Consider the following 17,331-nt stretch of genomic DNA (forward strand, 5'->3'; position numbering starts at 1 on the left):
CAAAGTCGCGTTGACACGCTTTCCGTCACTTCGTGACTACCTTTGCTCATAAACCGGCGCTCATCTCATGAACATATTCGTTCGAAAAATCATGCAAGCATGATTTTTGCGCTCGGATATGTCCATGGCTGAACTGTTACAATAAAAAACGCTTGACAGATTTGATTTGTGCGAATATTATAAACCTAAGTTGAAAAACTATTTTGTAAATGCTATGAAAGAGACTCTTGCCAAGGAAAACGACAGGAATACAGCGTCACCGACTGAGAGCGCTGTTTGCGGAAGTTGGCGAAGGGAACACTCCGGAGCAGGTGATCTGAACTGCAGAAATCAAAATGCAGCTAGGATGACACGTTGCACGCGTTAAGTGACAAGAGTGGATAGGCAAAGGCGCCTGTCAATTCGGGTGGTACCACGGATTAGATGATTCGTCCCGGGATATGTTTTAACATGTCCCGGGGCTTTTTGTATTCAAAAATAAGCTGTACAGGGAGCGCACATTCGGGACACTATATAACAGGAGGTGCGATATGTACAGAGATTTAACAATGAAAGAGATCAGTGAACAGCAGATCGGACAGACTTTGCAGGTGGCAGGCTGGGTGGAGAACATCCGTGACCACGGCGGCGTATCCTTTATCGATCTGCGGGATATGTACGGTGTGTTACAGGTGGTCATCCGTAAGCCGGAGCTTTTAAAGGGCATCACCAAGGAAATGTGCCTGTCCATTACCGGTCTCATGGAGCACAGGGACGAAGAGACCTACAATCCGAAGATTCCTTCCGGCACCATCGAACTGGAAGCACACAAGATCGATGTGTTGGGAAGAGTATATAAACAGCTTCCTTTCGAGATCCAGACGTCTAAAGAGATCCGGGAAGATGTCAGATTAAAATATCGTTATCTTGACCTTAGAAATGCAAAAGTAAAGGATAACATTGTATTTCGTTCCAAGGTGATCAGTTATCTGCGTCAGAAGATGACAGACATGGGATTTTTGGAGATCCAGACTCCGATCCTGTGTGCTTCTTCTCCCGAGGGCGCCAGAGACTATATTGTTCCCAGCAGAAAATTTAAAGGAAAATTCTATGCGCTGCCCCAGGCACCGCAGCAGTATAAGCAGCTGCTCATGGCTTCCGGCTTCGATAAGTATTTCCAGATCGCTCCCTGCTTCCGTGATGAGGATGCCAGAGCAGACAGATCTCCCGGAGAGTTCTATCAGCTGGACTTCGAGATGAGCTTCGTAACCCAGGAGGATGTCTTCAAGGTTGGTGAGGAAGTATTGCATGATACCTTTGAGAAATTTGCTCCCGAAGGCAGCAGGATCACCGAGACACCGTTCCCTATCATCAGTTACAAACAGGCCATGCTGGAGTTCGGCTGTGACAAGCCGGATCTGCGCAATCCTTTGAGAATTATGGATGTGACGGAGTTCTTCCAGAGATGTACGTTTAAGCCGTTTATCGGCAGAACCGTCCGTGCCATCAAGGTACATGCGGAGATGTCCAAAGGCTTCCATGAGAAGCTGCTAAGCTTTGCAACTTCTCTTGGTATGGGTGGACTTGGTTATCTCGAAGTGGCAGAGGATATGAGCTACAAGGGACCCATCGATAAATTTATTCCCGAAGAGATGAAGGGAGAACTGGCAGAAATGGCAGGACTTTCTGCCGGAGATACCATCTTCTTTATTGCGGACAAAGAGGATAAGGCGAACTACTATGCCGGTCATATCCGTACTGAGCTGGGCGAGAAACTGAATCTGATCGAGAAGGATGCTTACCGTTTCTGCTATGTGAACGATTTCCCGATGTTTGAGCTGGATCCCGAGACGAAGCAGATCGGATTCACCCACAATCCGTTCTCTATGCCCCAGGGCGGTCTGGAAGCACTGAACACCATGGATCCGCTGGAGATCCTGGCTTATCAGTACGACATCGTATGCAACGGTGTGGAACTCTCCTCCGGCGCAGTACGTAACCATGACATCGAGATCATGAAAAAAGCTTTCGCCATCGCAGGTTATGACGAAGAGACATTAAAGACCAAGTTCGGAGCACTGTATCAGGCATTCCAGTTCGGAGCTCCCCCTCATGCGGGAATGGCTCCCGGCGTGGATCGTATGATCATGCTGCTTCGGAACGAGGATAACATCCGTGAGGTGATCGCTTTCCCTATGAACGGCAATGCACAGGATCTGATGTGCGGGGCTCCCGGCGAAGTGACGGAACAGCAGCTGCGTGAGGTACACATTAAAGTGAGAGATTAGTGCGGAAAGAACTTCTGATTACTCAGAGCAGAGGCTCTTTCGTGAAGAAACTCTGATAGTACGTGTCAATTTGTGACTGCACAGGGTGCTATGAGTTTCGTAGGAAAGCACCTGAAAACATGCAGAATGGAAAGGAAAAAGGATCAGTATGGCGAACGTGATCAGTGACGAGACCATAGAATATGTAGGCATTCTGGCAAAACTTGAGCTTTCTGATGAAGAGAAGGAAGCGGCGAAAAAGGATATGGGCAGAATGCTGGACTATATCGACAAACTAAGCGAACTGGATACAACGGGAGTGGAACCTATGTCTCATGTATTCCCGGTTCAGAATGTCTTCCGTGAGGATGTGGTGACCAATGGGGATGAGAGTGAACAGACCCTGGCCAATGCACCCGGCGAGAAGGACAACATGTTTGTGGTACCAAAGACTTTTGATTAGAAGTCGGGTAGAATACCGCTTTATAATCTGGTTACAGCATTTAGGCGGTAATGGTTTTCCATCAGACATTAAAAAAGGAGAATGGATATGGATATTTTATCCCAGACAGCAGTAGAGCTGGCTAAGGCGATCCGGGAAGGTAAGACTACGTCGGTGGAAGCCACGCAGGCCGTTCTGGATAAGATCGCAGCCAGCGAAGATACCTACCACTGCTATGTGACCGTAGAACGGGAAAAGGCATTGCAGCAGGCGGCGGAAGTACAGAAAAAGATTGAAGCAGGCGAACTGACCGGGCCTCTGGCCGGGGTTCCCTTTGCTATCAAAGACAATATGTGCACCGAGGGAACCCTGACCACCTGCTCTTCTAAAATCTTAGAGAATTTTGTGCCGACCTTCAGTGCGGAAGCAGTGCTGAATCTGGAAAAGGCAGGCGCAGTGATTCTGGGCAAGACCAATATGGATGAGTTTGCCATGGGCAGCACCACGGAGACTTCTTATTACGGAGTGACAAAGAATCCCAGAAACCCGGAGCATGTGCCCGGCGGTTCCTCCGGCGGCTCTGCAGCGGCAGTGGCAGCGGAAGAATGCTTTGCAGCATTGGGTTCCGATACCGGCGGTTCCATCCGACAGCCCGCATCCTATTGCGGGGTGGTCGGCATGAAACCCACCTACGGAACGGTATCCCGTTACGGACTGATCGCTTATGGTTCCTCTCTTGACCAGATCGGACCGCTGACCAAGGATGTGACAGACTGTGCCACTGTGTTGGAAGCCATCACTTCCCATGATCCCAAAGATTCCACTTCCATGAAGCGGGAGGATACGGATTTTACATCCGCACTGGTAGCGGATGTGAAAGGAATGAAGATCGGTATTCCCAGAGACTATTTTGGAGAAGGACTGGATCCCGAGGTCAGGGATGCGGTACTGGCAGCAGCGGAAGTATTGAAAGCACAGGGGGCAGAAGTGGAGGAGTTCGATTTAAGTCTGGTAGACTATGCGATTCCCACTTACTATACGATCGCAGCAGCAGAGGCCAGCTCCAATCTGGAGCGTTTCGACGGTGTAAAATACGGTTACCGTGCACAGGATGCGGAGGACCTGCACACCATGTACAAGAGAAGCCGTTCCCAGGGCTTTGGACCCGAGGTGAAGCGTCGTATCATGCTGGGCTCCTTTGTATTAAGCTCCGGTTATTATGATGCTTATTACCTGAAGGCACTCCGCGTGAAAGCATTGATCAAGAAGGCTTTTGACGAAGCTTTTGCAAAATACGATGTGATCTTAGGACCGGTGGCACCCACTACCGCACCGAAGCTGGGCAGCAGTCTGGCGGATCCCATCAAGATGTATTTGGGAGACATCTACACCATCTCCATCAACCTGGCGGGACTGCCCGGTATCAGCGTTCCCTGCGGCACGGATTCCAAGGGACTGCCTATCGGCATGCAGCTGATCGGTGACTGCTTCAAAGAGAAGACACTGATCCGTGCAGCCTATACCTATGAGCAGAGGAGGTAAGCAACATGGCAAAACAATATGAAACAGTAATTGGTCTGGAAGTGCATGTAGAGCTTGCCACGAAGACGAAAATATTCTGCGGCTGTTCCACGGCGTTCGGCGGCAGACCCAACACCCACACCTGCCCGGTATGTACCGGTATGCCGGGATCTCTTCCTGTGCTGAATAAGCAGGTGGTAGAATATGCGGTGGCAGTAGGCCTTGCGACGAATTGTACCATTACACAGTATTGCAAATTTGACAGAAAAAATTATTTCTATCCCGATAACCCTCAAAACTATCAGATCTCTCAGTTGTATCTGCCCATCTGCAGGAATGGCTCGGTTGAAATCGAGGTAGCGGGAGAGGACGGCAACGCTTACACGAAGCCGGTGCGTATCCACGAGATCCACATGGAGGAGGATGCCGGTAAACTGGTGCATGACGACTGGGAAGATTGCACACTGGTGGACTACAACCGCTCCGGTGTGCCTCTGATCGAGATCGTATCCGAGCCGGATATGCGCAGCGCGGAGGAGGTCATTGCCTATTTGGAAAAATTACGTCTGCTGATCCAGTATCTGGGAGCGTCCGACTGTAAGCTTCAGGAAGGCTCCATGCGTGCCGATGTCAATCTGTCCGTGAGAGAAGTGGGAGCGGAAAAGTTCGGAACCCGTACCGAGATGAAGAACCTGAATTCCTTCAAGGCCATCGCCAGAGCCATTCAGGGGGAGCGGGAACGACAGATCGATCTGCTGGAGGCCGGCAAAGAGGTCATTCAGGAGACCAGACGCTGGGATGATAATAAGGAATATTCCTACGCCATGCGTTCCAAGGAGGATGCACAGGACTATCGTTATTTTCCGGATCCCGACCTGGTACCGGTCTATATCAGCGATGAGTGGCTGGATAGCATCCGCAGCAGACAGCCGGAATTCCGCACCGAGAAGATGAAGCGTTACAAGGAAGAATACGATATTCCGGAATATGATATCGATATCATCACCGGCTCCAAGCATCTGGCAGATATCTTTGAAGCTTCCGTGGCACTGGGAAGCCAGCCCAAGAAGGTGTCCAACTGGCTGATGGTGGAGACTATGCGCCTGTTAAAAGAAAAAGAGATGGAGCCGGAGGACATCCGGTTCTCACCGGAGCATCTGAGCAGGCTGATCGCACTGGTAGACGGCAAAGTCATCAACTCTTCTGTAGCAAAAGAGGTATTCCAGGTGATGTTTGAGGAAGATGTAGATCCCGAACAGTATGTGGAGGAGAAGGGACTGAAGACCGTCAATGACGAAGGCGCATTGCGTAAAGTCGTGGAGGAAGTCATTGCCGCTAATTCCCAGTCTGTCGAGGATTACCACAACGGCAAGGAGAAAGCCATCGGCTTCCTGGTAGGCCAGACCATGAAGGCCATGAAAGGCAAGGCAGACCCCGCCAGCGTCAACCAGATGCTGAAGGAACTGCTGTAACTGGAAAGTTACGAAAGCATAGCCGCGCATAGGCATAGTGAAGACAGCGATGGGCGCTTGCGCACAATTCGCTGTCTTTACTTATGCCGAGATGCGGCGAACGCCGCGATATGAAATAAGATTGGCAGCGTTCTTTGCTGACAATCTTATGAATAGCGTGGTTCATTGCGGATGGCAGTTTCAAATCCACGAACGTCCACAGCAAACGGAACATCCTTCCGCAGTGGGCATCGCGGCGTTTATTATAGCTTACGTTACGAAATGCCCTGTAATTTACGTTTTTTCTCTGTTGAGCCCCGGAAGTTTCCGACAAGCGGGGCGTAATCCATGTTTTTTCTCTGTTGAGCCCCGGAAGTTTGCGACAAGCGGGGCGTAATCCATGTTTTTTCTCTGTTGAGCCCCGGAAGTTTGCGACAAGCGGGGCGTAATTCGTGTTTTTCCTCTGTTGAGCCCCGGAAGCTTCCAACAAGCAGGGCGTAATCCGTGTTTTTTCTCTGTTGAGCCCCGGAAGTTTGCGACAAGCGGGGCGTAATCCATGTTTTTTCTCTGTTGAGCCCCGGAAGTTTGCGACAAGCGGGGCGTAATCCATGTTTTTTCTCTGTTGAGCCCCGGAAGTTTGCGACAAGCGGGGCGTAATCCATGTTTTTTCTCTGTTGAGCCCCGGAAGTTTGCGACAAGCGGGGCGTAATCCATGTTTTTTCTCTGTTGAGCCCCGGAAGTTTCCGACAAGCGGGGCGTAATCCATGTTTTTTCTCTGTTGAGCCCCGGAAGTTTCCGACAAGCGGGGCGTAATCCATGTTTTTTCTCTGTTGAGCCCCGGAAGTTTGCGACAAGCGGGGCGTAATCCATGTTTTTTCTCTGTTGAGCCCCGGAAGTTTCTGACAAGCGGGGCGTAATCTACATTTTTCTTCTACTATGTCCCGAAGATAAAACCCTCCGCAATGAGCCACATTATTCATAAGATTGTCAGCAAGGAACGCTGTCAATCTTATTTCATAGACGGCTGTCAAGTGCGTCCGATAAGGCGGGACGCACGGTATAAAAATAGAGTGAACCAGCCTCGCTTGTGCGCAAGCGCCCATCGAGGTGTTCCACTCTATTTTTGCATGGCTCGTAGCTATGCTAACTTTCTATTTATTCAACAGATACTCCGCCAGATCCACCGCGGTCTGCACATGTTCCGCATTGGCATAGATGCCCATGACGATGCCGTCACCACGGAAGTAATAAGTATCAGTCAGATCCTTGCAGTCTGAGAGGCAGATGCCTACCGGTACGGGATCCTGCATGTCCTCCGGGTGGAGGGGATCGGGATAGTCTGGGGTATAATCGGTATTCATATCATCGTTGGCTGCTTCGATGGCCAGTACCACTTCTCTGTCTACATAATAGAAATAAGGTTCCAGTGCCTGTATCTGCTCATCAGTGAGAATATCCCGCAGATCGTGAAACATGCTGCTGTTGGCATATTTCTGGAAAGAAGTGAAATCTGTGATCATACAGTCCAATTCATTGGCTGCCACATACACCATCAGCTTCTGGGAAGAAGTGATAGAAGTTTCATCCATGCTGTCTTCCACGATACGGATGGAAGTATCAAAAGTGATATCGCTGGTGTTCAGATCAATGCCCTCTTTTTCTGCAAAATCCGTAACAAAATCCGGCTGTTCCGAGGTCATCTGATCTAAGAGGCTGGCATTCAGCATCACGGCATAAAAAGAGGGATCCTTCCGGTCTGTAAGCTGTTTTACAAAACTGACGATCATAATGATCACCACCAGGGCAATGATCACATGCCACTTGTAATAATACCAGAAATACGCCAGTTTCTGCTTTGGCGTACCGTTTTTCAATGCCTCTCGTTCTTCTTTGAATTCATCCATTACTGCCATGGGGAGATCCGCCTTTCTGTTGCCGAAATATGGCAGAACGCCACATTCCGGGTAAATTTCTTCACAATATACTAATGATAAAGGTTCGCTATCTGAAAGTCAATGAACGAAGTGTGAGGGGAATCTAAAAAAACAATTAAATCGCCGGGAAAATCCGGGCATGCCTTGCAAGTTTTGTGAAGATGATATATCATAAAAGAAAACGATTGTCAGGAGAAAACAGAATCCGGACAGCCGTAAACAGAGATTTCCCAAAGAAACGGAAGAACGGCGCGGGCAATTTCAGAACCGGCCCGGAAGAGAAGGCTTTCCTTAAGAGGGAATAGGCTCTGCATAAAATAAACGAAGAGAAAAGGAAACAAAAAATGAGTGATTCTTACGTAGAATGTCTGGTAAAAGCAAAACAGCCCACCTGGGCAAAAATTTTAAAGGTATTATTGATCGCACTGACAGTACTGAGCTGTCTGGTAATGTTCGTGTTTATCATTTTCCTGCCGGTGGCACTGGCAGCGGGGGTGGGAGCTTATTTCCTGAATATGTATACCGATCTGGAATATGAATACCTCTATCTGGACAAGGAACTGTCCGTGGACAAGATCATGGCTAAGAGCAAGAGAAAGCGTGTCGGTACTTACAGCCTTGACCGCATGGAGGTATTTGCACCGGTTTACTCCTATCATCTGGATAACTTCAAAAACCGTCAGGTGAAGGAAAAGGATTATAGTATCGGCGAGGTATTGCAGCCGGACGGGCGTTATGCTATGTACTATGAAGGTGGCGAGAAGATCCTCTTAAGCCCTAATGAGGAGCTGGTCAAGGTGCTCAAAAACATGGCACCCCGCAAAGTGTTCAGCGAATAATATTTCGCAACAGTCCGGTGCAGGGAACAGCATCAAAGCAGTTGAATGCCTGGCGAGTCAAAAATATAGGTCTGGTGTACATGATACGCCGGACCTTCTTTATTGCAGAAACAGAAATAAACGCGGTAATATGATTGCTAAATGATAAAAAATATAAGATATCCGGTTGACAGTCCTACGAAACTCTGCTAAACTCATGGAAATGTTATAAGTACAACGAATATGTAATATAATCACAACTTATAACACAACAAGATATCATTCACAAATCTTATCAAATGAACACAGGAGGAAAGAAAATGGGACAGATTATTGGTGAAGGCATTACCTTTGATGACGTACTGCTCGTACCGTCTTACTCTCAGGTAGTCCCTAATCAGGTGGATTTGACCACATGGCTGACAAAGAAGATCAAGCTGAACATTCCTATGATGAGCGCAGGAATGGATACTGTTACCGAACATCGTATGGCGATTGCCATGGCTAGACAGGGTGGTATCGGTATCATTCACAAGAATATGTCTATCGAGGCACAGGCAGAAGAGGTAGATAAGGTAAAGCGTTCCGAGAATGGTGTCATCACCGATCCGTTTTCTCTGTCTCCTGAACATACTCTGGCAGATGCAGATGCTCTGATGGCTAAGTTTCGTATCTCCGGCGTGCCTATCACCGAGGGCAGAAAATTAGTCGGCATCATCACCAACCGTGATCTGAAGTTCGAGACCGACTTCACCAAGAAGATCAAAGAGTCCATGACCAGCGAAGGCCTGATCACCGCTCCCGAAGGTATCACTCTGGAAGAGGCAAAGAAGATCCTGGCCAAGGCAAGAAAAGAGAAGCTGCCTATCGTAGATAAGGACTTCAACTTAAAGGGTCTGATCACCATCAAAGATATTGAGAAGACCATCAAATATCCTCTGGCAGCCAAGGATTCCCAGGGCAGACTGCTCTGCGGCGCCGGTGTAGGTATCACCGCCAACGTACTGGATCGTGTGGCAGCTCTGGTAGCAGCCAAGGTTGATGTTATTGTACTGGATTCCGCACATGGTCATTCCCAGAACGTATTGAACTGCCTGAAGATGATCAAGGAAAAATATCCCGATCTGCAGGTAATCGCAGGTAACGTGGCTACCGGTGATGCTACCCGTGCCCTGATCGAGGCCGGCGCAGATGCGGTTAAGGTAGGTATCGGCCCCGGTTCCATCTGTACCACCCGTGTCGTTGCAGGTATCGGTGTTCCTCAGGTATCCGCTATCATGGATTGCTACAGCGTGGCAAAGGAATATGGTATTCCCATCATTGCTGATGGTGGTATTAAGTATTCCGGAGATATCACCAAGGCTATTGCAGCCGGTGGTAACGTATGTATGATGGGTTCCATGTTCGCAGGATGTGAGGAGAGCCCGGGAGAATACGAGCTGTTCCAGGGTAGAAAATACAAGGTATACCGTGGCATGGGTTCCATCGCAGCCATGGAGAACGGCAGTAAGGATCGTTACTTCCAGGAGAATGCGAAGAAACTGGTTCCCGAAGGTGTTGAAGGCCGTGTGGCTTACAAGGGCAGCGTGGAAGATACCGTATTCCAGCTGCTGGGCGGTCTCCGCTCCGGTATGGGTTACTGTGGTGCACAGGATATCGAGACTCTGAAGGAGACCGGCAGATTCGTGAAGATCTCTGCAGCATCCCTGAAGGAGAGCCATCCTCATGATATCCATATCACCAAGGAAGCTCCGAACTACAGCGTGGATGATAAATAAGTTGTGAAAATAAGGCTATAATGAAAGAGGCGATTGTAAGTCTGACTTGCAACCGCCTCTTTTTGGAAAAAGAAATCATTTGAATCTCAAAATATTTGCAATAATTGACAAAAACTTTGCAATTTTTCAAGCAATATAACGAATATGGCAAAAAATGTAAAATAATATCTTGTATGAATTTCCCGTCACATGGTAAAATATATTTGTTCGGGTGCCGAGGAAGGGCGTATTCCCCGAATATTTAAAAGAGAAGCAGGGGAGCAAAAAAGTGGCTGAAATTTCATTTCGAGAATTGATCGATCCCAGACGTCTGCAGCATTTGCAGAATGAATTCTGCAAGGTGACAGGCGTGGCAGCTGTCTGCCTGGACAATGAGAATCAGGTGTTGACGGAGCCGTATGTGGACAAGACATGGAAGAGACCGGATGGGGAAGATCCGATCAGTACGGAATATCGCAGGAAAGCAGCACAGGCACTGGACAGAGTGCAGGCCGGTTCACTGGAGGAACAGGTGGTGGAAGAACTGCCGGACGGCGGACATGTGGCAGCAGTGGCTGTCAGTGTGGAGAACAACACGATCCTGTACTGGCAGGTGTATGATCTGAAGAAGATCGACACCATTTCCTTTTATCAGATATTGGATCTGCTGCGGGATACCAGCGTAGATATTTACAGAGATCGTATGTCCTGCTTCAGCGCGGAGGCAGAGAGCAGAAGGAGCCGTTCCGCTGAGGAAGAGATGAGTCGGAATCTCCATACTATTGAGGCGACCACGGAGATCGTCCAGCTCTTAGACAGTGATGAACAGATTGAACTTGCCATGAATAAGTGGCTGAAGATCCTGTCAGAGCATATCCGTGTAGATACTGCGGATATTTTTCAACTGCATTCCGACACAGATACCATGAACGTGGTCTGTGAATGGCGTGCCCCGGGACAGATTTCTTATTTTGACAAGATAAACGGAGTGGAAGTATATTCCTTCCTTTATGCTGAGAAACCACTGGTGGTATCCACGGACAGCCTGGGCAATGCCGGCTCGAAGGAAATCGAGGAGATCGGCATGAAGGCCGTGATGATCTTCCCGATCCTGAAGCAGGAGAGCGGAAATATGGTGCTGTCTCTGAATCATAGAACCCAGGGGCATGTGTGGAGCATGGCGGAGATCAAGTTCACAGCGGATGCAGTGAAGATCCTGCAGAGCATCCTCACCAGAAGGATCCAGAAGAATTCCCTGGCTGGTTCCTACGCAGCATTGGAGGAGATTCTGGACAACGTGGGCTGTGCCATTTATGTGACAGACCAGACCACAGGACGGATGCTGTTTGCCAACCAGATCCTGAAAAATACCTTTGCCAAGGAACTGCTGGATCACAATTTTGATGCTTTGTTACAGAGCAGTGTCCGCAAGGAAAAAACCAAGTCAGTCAGTGTAGTCTACCATGCGGAGAAGGAGACCTGGTACGATCTGCTGTGCAAGGAGATTGCCTGGGTGGACGGTAAAAAGGCCAATCTGTACTCTCTGTATGACATTACAGATAAAAAACTGTACCAGCGCCGCATCGAGCAGCAGGCCTATACGGATTTCCTGACGGGACTGTATAATCGTATGTGCTGTGAGAGGGATCTGGCAAGACAGATCGATCAGGCGAAGAAGACCGGCGGCGAAGGTGCTCTGCTGTATCTGGATCTGGATGATTTCAAGCATATCAACGACGGACTGGGGCACCAGTACGGAGATGTGCTGTTAAAATCCATTTCCCATGCATTAAAACGGATCAACGGCATCGAGAATACCTGTTACCGCATGGGCGGCGATGAATTTGTCATCGTGATCCCGCCCGACAGCTATTCCCGGTTTGAAAATATTGTGGAAGATATTAAAAAGATCTTCAGCAAGCCCTGGTTTTTGAAGGACGCGGATTATTACTGTACTATGAGTATGGGTATCGTCACTTTCCCGGATGCCGGGGATTCCGTGGCTGATCTGATCAAAAAAGCGGATATTGCCATGTACGAAGCAAAAAAGACCGGTAAGAACCGGGTGGCAACCTACTGCGAGGGCATTGATTCCGTATCGGGACGCCGCCTGGATATGGAAAAGAACATGCGTGATGCCACGGTGGAGGGCTACCGGGAGTTCGAGGTCTATTATCAGCCCATCATTGATATTCAGGGCGGCAGGGATGTCTGCGCCGGAGCTGAGGCACTGATCCGCTGGAACAGTGCAAAGCTGGGATTTATCTCCCCGGCGGAATTCATCCCGTTGGCAGAGTATCTGGGACTGATCAATCCCATCGGCAATTATGTGCTGACCGAGGCCTGCACCCGCTGCAAACGCTGGAACGAATCCGGTTATCCGAATTATAAAGTGAACGTAAATCTTTCCGTAGTACAGCTCCTACAGCCGGACATCGTGGAGACGGTGGAAAAGGCGCTTGCGGACACCGGTCTGTCCCCGAAGAATCTGACCCTGGAAGTGACAGAGAGCCTCGCCATCAACGATATGGAGCGCATGAAGGAGATCCTGAACCGGATCAAATCTCTGGGTGTTTCGCTGGCGCTGGATGATTTCGGTACCGGCTACTCCTCCCTGAATCATATCCGGGAGATTCCCATTGATGTCATTAAGGTGGATCAGAGCTTTGTCAAAGATCTGGCGGAGGATGCCTACTCCCAGTCCTTTATCAAAATGGTGGCGGAGCTGGCGGAGACCATCGGCGTCAGCGTCTGCGTGGAAGGTATCGAGACCCCGGAGCAGTTCAGAGTATTGCAGGGTATGAAGGTCAAATACATTCAGGGCTATTATTTTGACCGTCCTTTGGAGAGGCATGCATTTGAGGCAAAATATGTGAAGTAACAGTTCAGCCATAGAATAGTAAAAGCGATGATCGGGTGCTTGCACACGGAGCATCGCTTTTGCTATTCTATGAGCGGAGCGCCCAAAACATGAATAAAAGATGAGCTGCAAAGCAGCGACGGCTGCGCAGCAGACGCTTTTATGAATGTTTTGGGGCAGAACTGTTACGGAAGCAACAAAATTATCAAAATCCCTCTTGTCAAGTATCGGGGAACCATGCTACTATTAAAACAGCTACACGACTGGCGGAGCGCAGCTTGCTGCAGTGGAGATACCCACAGGGAGTGTAGAATAGTGAAAGCCGACCGCCTGGGCACCGTCTATTTCTGGTGCTTAGGCGGTTTTTTGTAACTATTCAGAGCCATAAAATATTGACAGGTGTTCGTCGAATGCTGGCATTCGTAAGAACATTCGGCAATATTTTTTGGCGAAGTAACCTCAATGAGTAAAAGAAAAGCATCGAAGATGCGATTTTATGAACGAGGTTCTGAATAGTTACGCGATATATAGTAAACGGAGGAAAAACTATGTTACAACTGGAACAGGAATTGAAAAGCAATGCTTATCCCGGCAGAGGTATCGTGATCGGACGTTCTGCTAACGGTAAATATGCCGTGACCGCTTATTTCATCATGGGAAGAAGCGCCAACAGCCGCAATCGTGTGTTCGTGACAGAAGGAGAGGGAATCCGTACCCAGGCTTTCGATCCTTCCAAACTGGAAGATCCCAGTCTGATCATCTACGCACCCGTACGTGTCCTTGGTAACAAGACCATCGTGACCAACGGTGACCAGACAGATACTATCTACGAGGGAATGGACAAACAGCTGACCTTTGAGCAGTCCCTGCGCAGCAGAGAATTCGAGCCGGACGGCCCCAACTATACACCGAGAATTTCCGGTATCATGCACATCGAGAACGGCAAGTACAATTACGCTATGTCCATTCTGAAGAGTGACAACGGCAATCCTGATTCCTGTCTGCGTTTCACTTATGCTTATGAGAATCCTCTTCCCGGAGAGGGACGTTTCATTCACACTTATATGCACGACGGCAATCCGCTGCCCAGCTTCCAGGGCGAGCCGAAACTGGTAGAGATCCCCGATGATATGGATGCTTTTACCGATATGCTGTGGAACAGCCTGAATGAGGATAACAAGGTCTCTCTGTTTGTACGTTTCATTGATATCGAGACCGGTAAATATGAGACAAAGATCGTGAATAAGAATATGTAAAGTAGGTTGTGAAGACGCGTTTTGCGAATGCAGGTTCTGAATAGTTAATATCGTAGAATAGAATAGGAGAAAAATAAGATGAACGAGATTCAGTTAAAATACGGATGTAACCCGAACCAGAAGCCTTCCAGAATCTTCATGGAAGACGGCAGTGATCTGCCGGTGACCGTGCTGAACGGCAAGCCCGGATATATCAATTTCCTGGATGCTTTCAACGGCTGGCAGCTGGTAAAAGAGCTGAAGGAAGCTACAGGACTTCCCGCAGCCACTTCTTTCAAACATGTGTCTCCGGCCGGTGCTGCGGTAGGACTTCCTCTGAGTGATACTCTGGCGAAGATCTACTGGGTGGATGATCTGGGAGAGCTTTCTCCCCTGGCATGTGCTTATGCGAGAGCACGTGGTGCAGACAGAATGTCCTCCTTCGGTGACTTCATTGCATTGTCTGATATCTGCGATACCGATACCGCCCGCCTGATCAAGAGAGAGGTATCCGACGGTGTCATCGCTCCCGGCTACACCGACGAAGCACTGGAACTGCTGAAGCAGAAGAAAAAAGGCGCCTACAACATCATCCAGATCGATCCTTCCTATCAGCCTGCTCCTATCGAGCGCAAGCAGGTATACGGCATCACCTTCGAGCAGGGGCGTAACGAACTGGATATCAACGGCGATCTGCTGTCCAATATCGTGACTGTGAACAAGGAGATCCCGGAGAGTGCCCTGATCGATATGAAGATCGCTCTGATCACCTTAAAATATACCCAGTCCAATTCCGTATGTTATGTCAAGGATGGTCAGGCTATCGGTATCGGTGCAGGACAGCAGTCTCGTATCCACTGCACCAGACTGGCAGGCAGCAAGGCAGACAACTGGTTCTTACGCCAGTCTCCCCAGGTACTGGGCCTGCAGTTTGTAGACAGCCTGGGCAGAGCCAACCGTGACAATGCCATTGATGTCTACATGGGCGATGAGTACATGGACGTGCTGGCGGACGGTACCTGGGAAGGTATCTTCAAGGTAAAGCCCCCTGTATTTACCAGAGAAGAAAAGAGAGCATGGCTGGATCAGATGCAGGATGTGACTCTGGGAAGCGATGCATTCTTCCCCTTCTCCGATAACATCGAGAGAGCACATAAGAGCGGCGTAAAATACATCGCACAGCCAGGTGGATCCGTGCGTGACAGCGATGTTATTGCATGCTGCGACAAATATGATATGGTGATGGCATTTACGGGCATCCGTCTGTTCCACCACTAAGACAGATTTTGCGGGCAGGACTGTAACAGGACCTGCCTGTAACTATTCAGAGCCATGTAAATCTGTAATAAGCTGACCATTTATGGTCAGACTTTTAGAGATTTATATGGCGAGGTAACCACATGAGCAAAAGGTGAGCCTTGAAAAGGCGATTTTGCGAATGTGGTTCTGAATAGTTTTTTGAGGAAGAAGAGGAAAGCGTAGTTATGGACAGACGAGGGGATGCAAAGAGCAGAGAAATGATGCTGGATGAATTATTGGGCTATGACCATGTGACGATCCAGTGCCACGACAATCCGGATGCGGATGCCATAGCCTCCGGCTATGGGCTGTACTGTTTTTTCCGGGACAAGGGAAAGGATACCAGGCTGCTGTATTCCGGACGGAATAAAGTCAGAAAGGCCAACCTGATGCTGATGGTGGAGAAACTGCACATTCCGCTGGAGTACCAGCCTCAGATGGAAGATACAGTAGACGGACTGCTGATCACGGTGGACTGTCAGTACGGTGCCGGCAATGTGACGAAGATCCCGGCGGAGGAGATCGCTGTCATCGACCATCATCCACTGGAAGTCATCTGCACCGAGCGGATGCGTCTGCAGCCCAATATGGGAAGCTGTGCAACCCTGGTGTGGACAATGCTGCAGGAAATGCATTATCCCGTGGAAAAAAACAGAGATCTGGGAACTGCGCTGTATTACGGCCTGTATATGGATACCAACCAGTTCTCCGAACTGTCGAACCCGGTGGACATGGATATGCGTGAGAGTCTGAATTTTGATAAGAACCAGATATCCCTGTTCCGTAATTCCAATATTTCCCTGAGAGAGCTGGAAATTGCCGGTGTGGCAATGCTGCGTTGCAATTATAACGACGATTACCAGTTCGCCGTGATCCATTCCCAGCCCTGTGATCCCAATGTACTTGGCCTGATCAGCGACTTCCTCCTGCAGGTGGCGGGCGTCAATACCTGCGTGGTCTATAATGAGGACAGCGGCGGATACAAATTTTCCGTCAGAAGCTGTATCCGGGAGGTCAATGCCAGCGAACTGTCGGATTATCTTTCGGAGGGCATCGGTTCCGGCGGCGGACATTACGAGAAGGCCGGCGGCTACATCAGTATGAAATTATATGAGGAAAAATATCCAACACTGCATTCCGAAGCGTATTTCAATAACCGCATGACGCAGTATTTCGATACGTTCCGGATCCTCTACGCCAAAGACCGGGCATTCCCGGTAAGTGAGGGCACAAGATATCAGAGAAAGAAAATCCCTCTGGCCTGTGTGAGGGCCTCTGATCTGGCGGAGCTTGGCAGGGTGGTGTCCGTCCGCACCCAGAACGGCACCATGGACATCGATACTAGACAGAATATCTGCTACACGCTGGAGAGAAACGGTGAACTTCACAGGGTGGCGGGAGAGCGGTTCCACAGGATCCTGGAACTGTCCGACGCTCCGGTGTCCGAGGACTACTGCAGGAATATGACATACATTCCCAGGGTCAAGGACGGTACGGACGGCAGAAATCATCTGATCACGGAATATGTGCGCATGTGCATGCCGAAGGATGAGTTCCGCATCTATGCCATCCGGGTGACACAGGGGGTAAAAGTGTTCCCGGTATGGGACGAGGACGGCTATATGACCGGAAGGGCCGGAGATTATCTGGCGGCCAGTGAGGATGATCTGCACAATATCTTCATCGAGACGGAGCAGAATTTGCTGAATTATTTTGAAGAGAAGGGTTTATAAAAGTTTTCTTGTGTGGTAAGATAAAGGATACGAAA

12 protein-coding genes and 1 riboswitch are annotated in these 17,331 nt (G+C 49.2%); of the genes, 10 read left to right on the forward strand and 2 right to left on the reverse strand.

From position 1 onward, the window contains the following. Positions 1-530 precede the first annotated feature (530 nt). The 4 genes from aspS to gatB all read left to right on the forward strand — a co-directional run bounded on the left by aspS (position 531) and on the right by gatB (position 5,681). Positions 531-2,267 (forward strand): aspartate--tRNA ligase, encoded by a 1,737-nt coding sequence (gene aspS / locus DW835_RS01665; RefSeq protein WP_118730560.1) that lies wholly within the window; start codon positions 531-533, stop codon positions 2,265-2,267. Positions 2,268-2,415: 148 nt separating this feature from the next. Further along, a complete protein-coding gene (gatC, locus tag DW835_RS01670; protein ID WP_118502249.1) occupies positions 2,416-2,709 on the forward strand; it encodes an Asp-tRNA(Asn)/Glu-tRNA(Gln) amidotransferase subunit GatC in 294 nt (97 codons plus the stop codon). Positions 2,710-2,796: 87 nt separating this feature from the next. Continuing rightward, a complete protein-coding gene (gene gatA, locus DW835_RS01675; RefSeq protein WP_118730561.1) occupies positions 2,797-4,230 on the forward strand; it encodes an Asp-tRNA(Asn)/Glu-tRNA(Gln) amidotransferase subunit GatA in 1,434 nt (477 codons plus the stop codon). Between the two features lie 5 nt (positions 4,231-4,235). Then, a complete protein-coding gene (gene gatB / locus DW835_RS01680) occupies positions 4,236-5,681 on the forward strand; it encodes an Asp-tRNA(Asn)/Glu-tRNA(Gln) amidotransferase subunit GatB (RefSeq protein ID WP_118730562.1) in 1,446 nt (481 codons plus the stop codon). A gap of 254 nt (positions 5,682-5,935) precedes the next feature. Here gatB and DW835_RS01685 read toward each other — a convergent pair whose 3' ends face one another. Continuing rightward, the gene (locus DW835_RS01685; protein ID WP_147353690.1) at positions 5,936-6,478 is read right to left on the reverse strand and encodes a hypothetical protein; all 543 of its coding nucleotides are present in this window, start codon (positions 6,476-6,478) and stop codon (positions 5,936-5,938) included. Positions 6,479-6,811: 333 nt separating this feature from the next. Beyond that, entirely contained in the window at positions 6,812-7,573 is a 762-nt protein-coding gene (locus tag DW835_RS01690) for a hypothetical protein (protein WP_118730564.1), read from the reverse strand. A gap of 365 nt (positions 7,574-7,938) precedes the next feature. Between DW835_RS01690 and DW835_RS01695 the strand changes: the two genes are divergently transcribed. From DW835_RS01695 to DW835_RS01720, 6 genes are all read left to right on the forward strand, one after another. Further along, positions 7,939-8,433 carry a hypothetical protein gene (locus DW835_RS01695; RefSeq protein ID WP_022312117.1) on the forward strand — a complete coding sequence of 165 codons (495 nt, stop codon included), beginning with the start codon at positions 7,939-7,941 and terminating at the stop codon, positions 8,431-8,433. A 299-nt stretch (positions 8,434-8,732) separates the two neighbouring features. Then, a complete protein-coding gene (gene guaB, locus DW835_RS01700) occupies positions 8,733-10,190 on the forward strand; it encodes an IMP dehydrogenase (protein WP_022153023.1) in 1,458 nt (485 codons plus the stop codon). Between the two features lie 268 nt (positions 10,191-10,458). Next, the gene (locus DW835_RS01705; RefSeq protein WP_147353691.1) at positions 10,459-13,050 is read left to right on the forward strand and encodes an EAL domain-containing protein; all 2,592 of its coding nucleotides are present in this window, start codon (positions 10,459-10,461) and stop codon (positions 13,048-13,050) included. A 228-nt stretch (positions 13,051-13,278) separates the two neighbouring features. Beyond that, a riboswitch (ZMP/ZTP riboswitch) is annotated at positions 13,279-13,372 on the forward strand. 205 nt (positions 13,373-13,577) lie between these two features. Further along, positions 13,578-14,285, forward strand: a complete 708-nt coding sequence (locus DW835_RS01710; RefSeq protein WP_117467003.1) for an IMP cyclohydrolase — start codon at positions 13,578-13,580, stop codon at positions 14,283-14,285. 78 nt (positions 14,286-14,363) lie between these two features. Beyond that, positions 14,364-15,542 carry a phosphoribosylaminoimidazolecarboxamide formyltransferase gene (locus DW835_RS01715; protein ID WP_022312121.1) on the forward strand — a complete coding sequence of 393 codons (1,179 nt, stop codon included), beginning with the start codon at positions 14,364-14,366 and terminating at the stop codon, positions 15,540-15,542. A 206-nt stretch (positions 15,543-15,748) separates the two neighbouring features. Beyond that, positions 15,749-17,296: a DHH family phosphoesterase gene (locus DW835_RS01720; RefSeq protein WP_118730565.1), complete on the forward strand. Its 1,548-nt coding sequence runs from the start codon at positions 15,749-15,751 to the stop codon at positions 17,294-17,296. Positions 17,297-17,331: the final 35 nt, after the last annotated feature.

Source organism: Clostridium sp. AM34-9AC, from assembly GCF_003480225.1.
In the GTDB taxonomy this organism is placed as follows: Bacteria; Bacillota; Clostridia; order Lachnospirales; family Lachnospiraceae; genus Acetatifactor; species Acetatifactor acetigignens.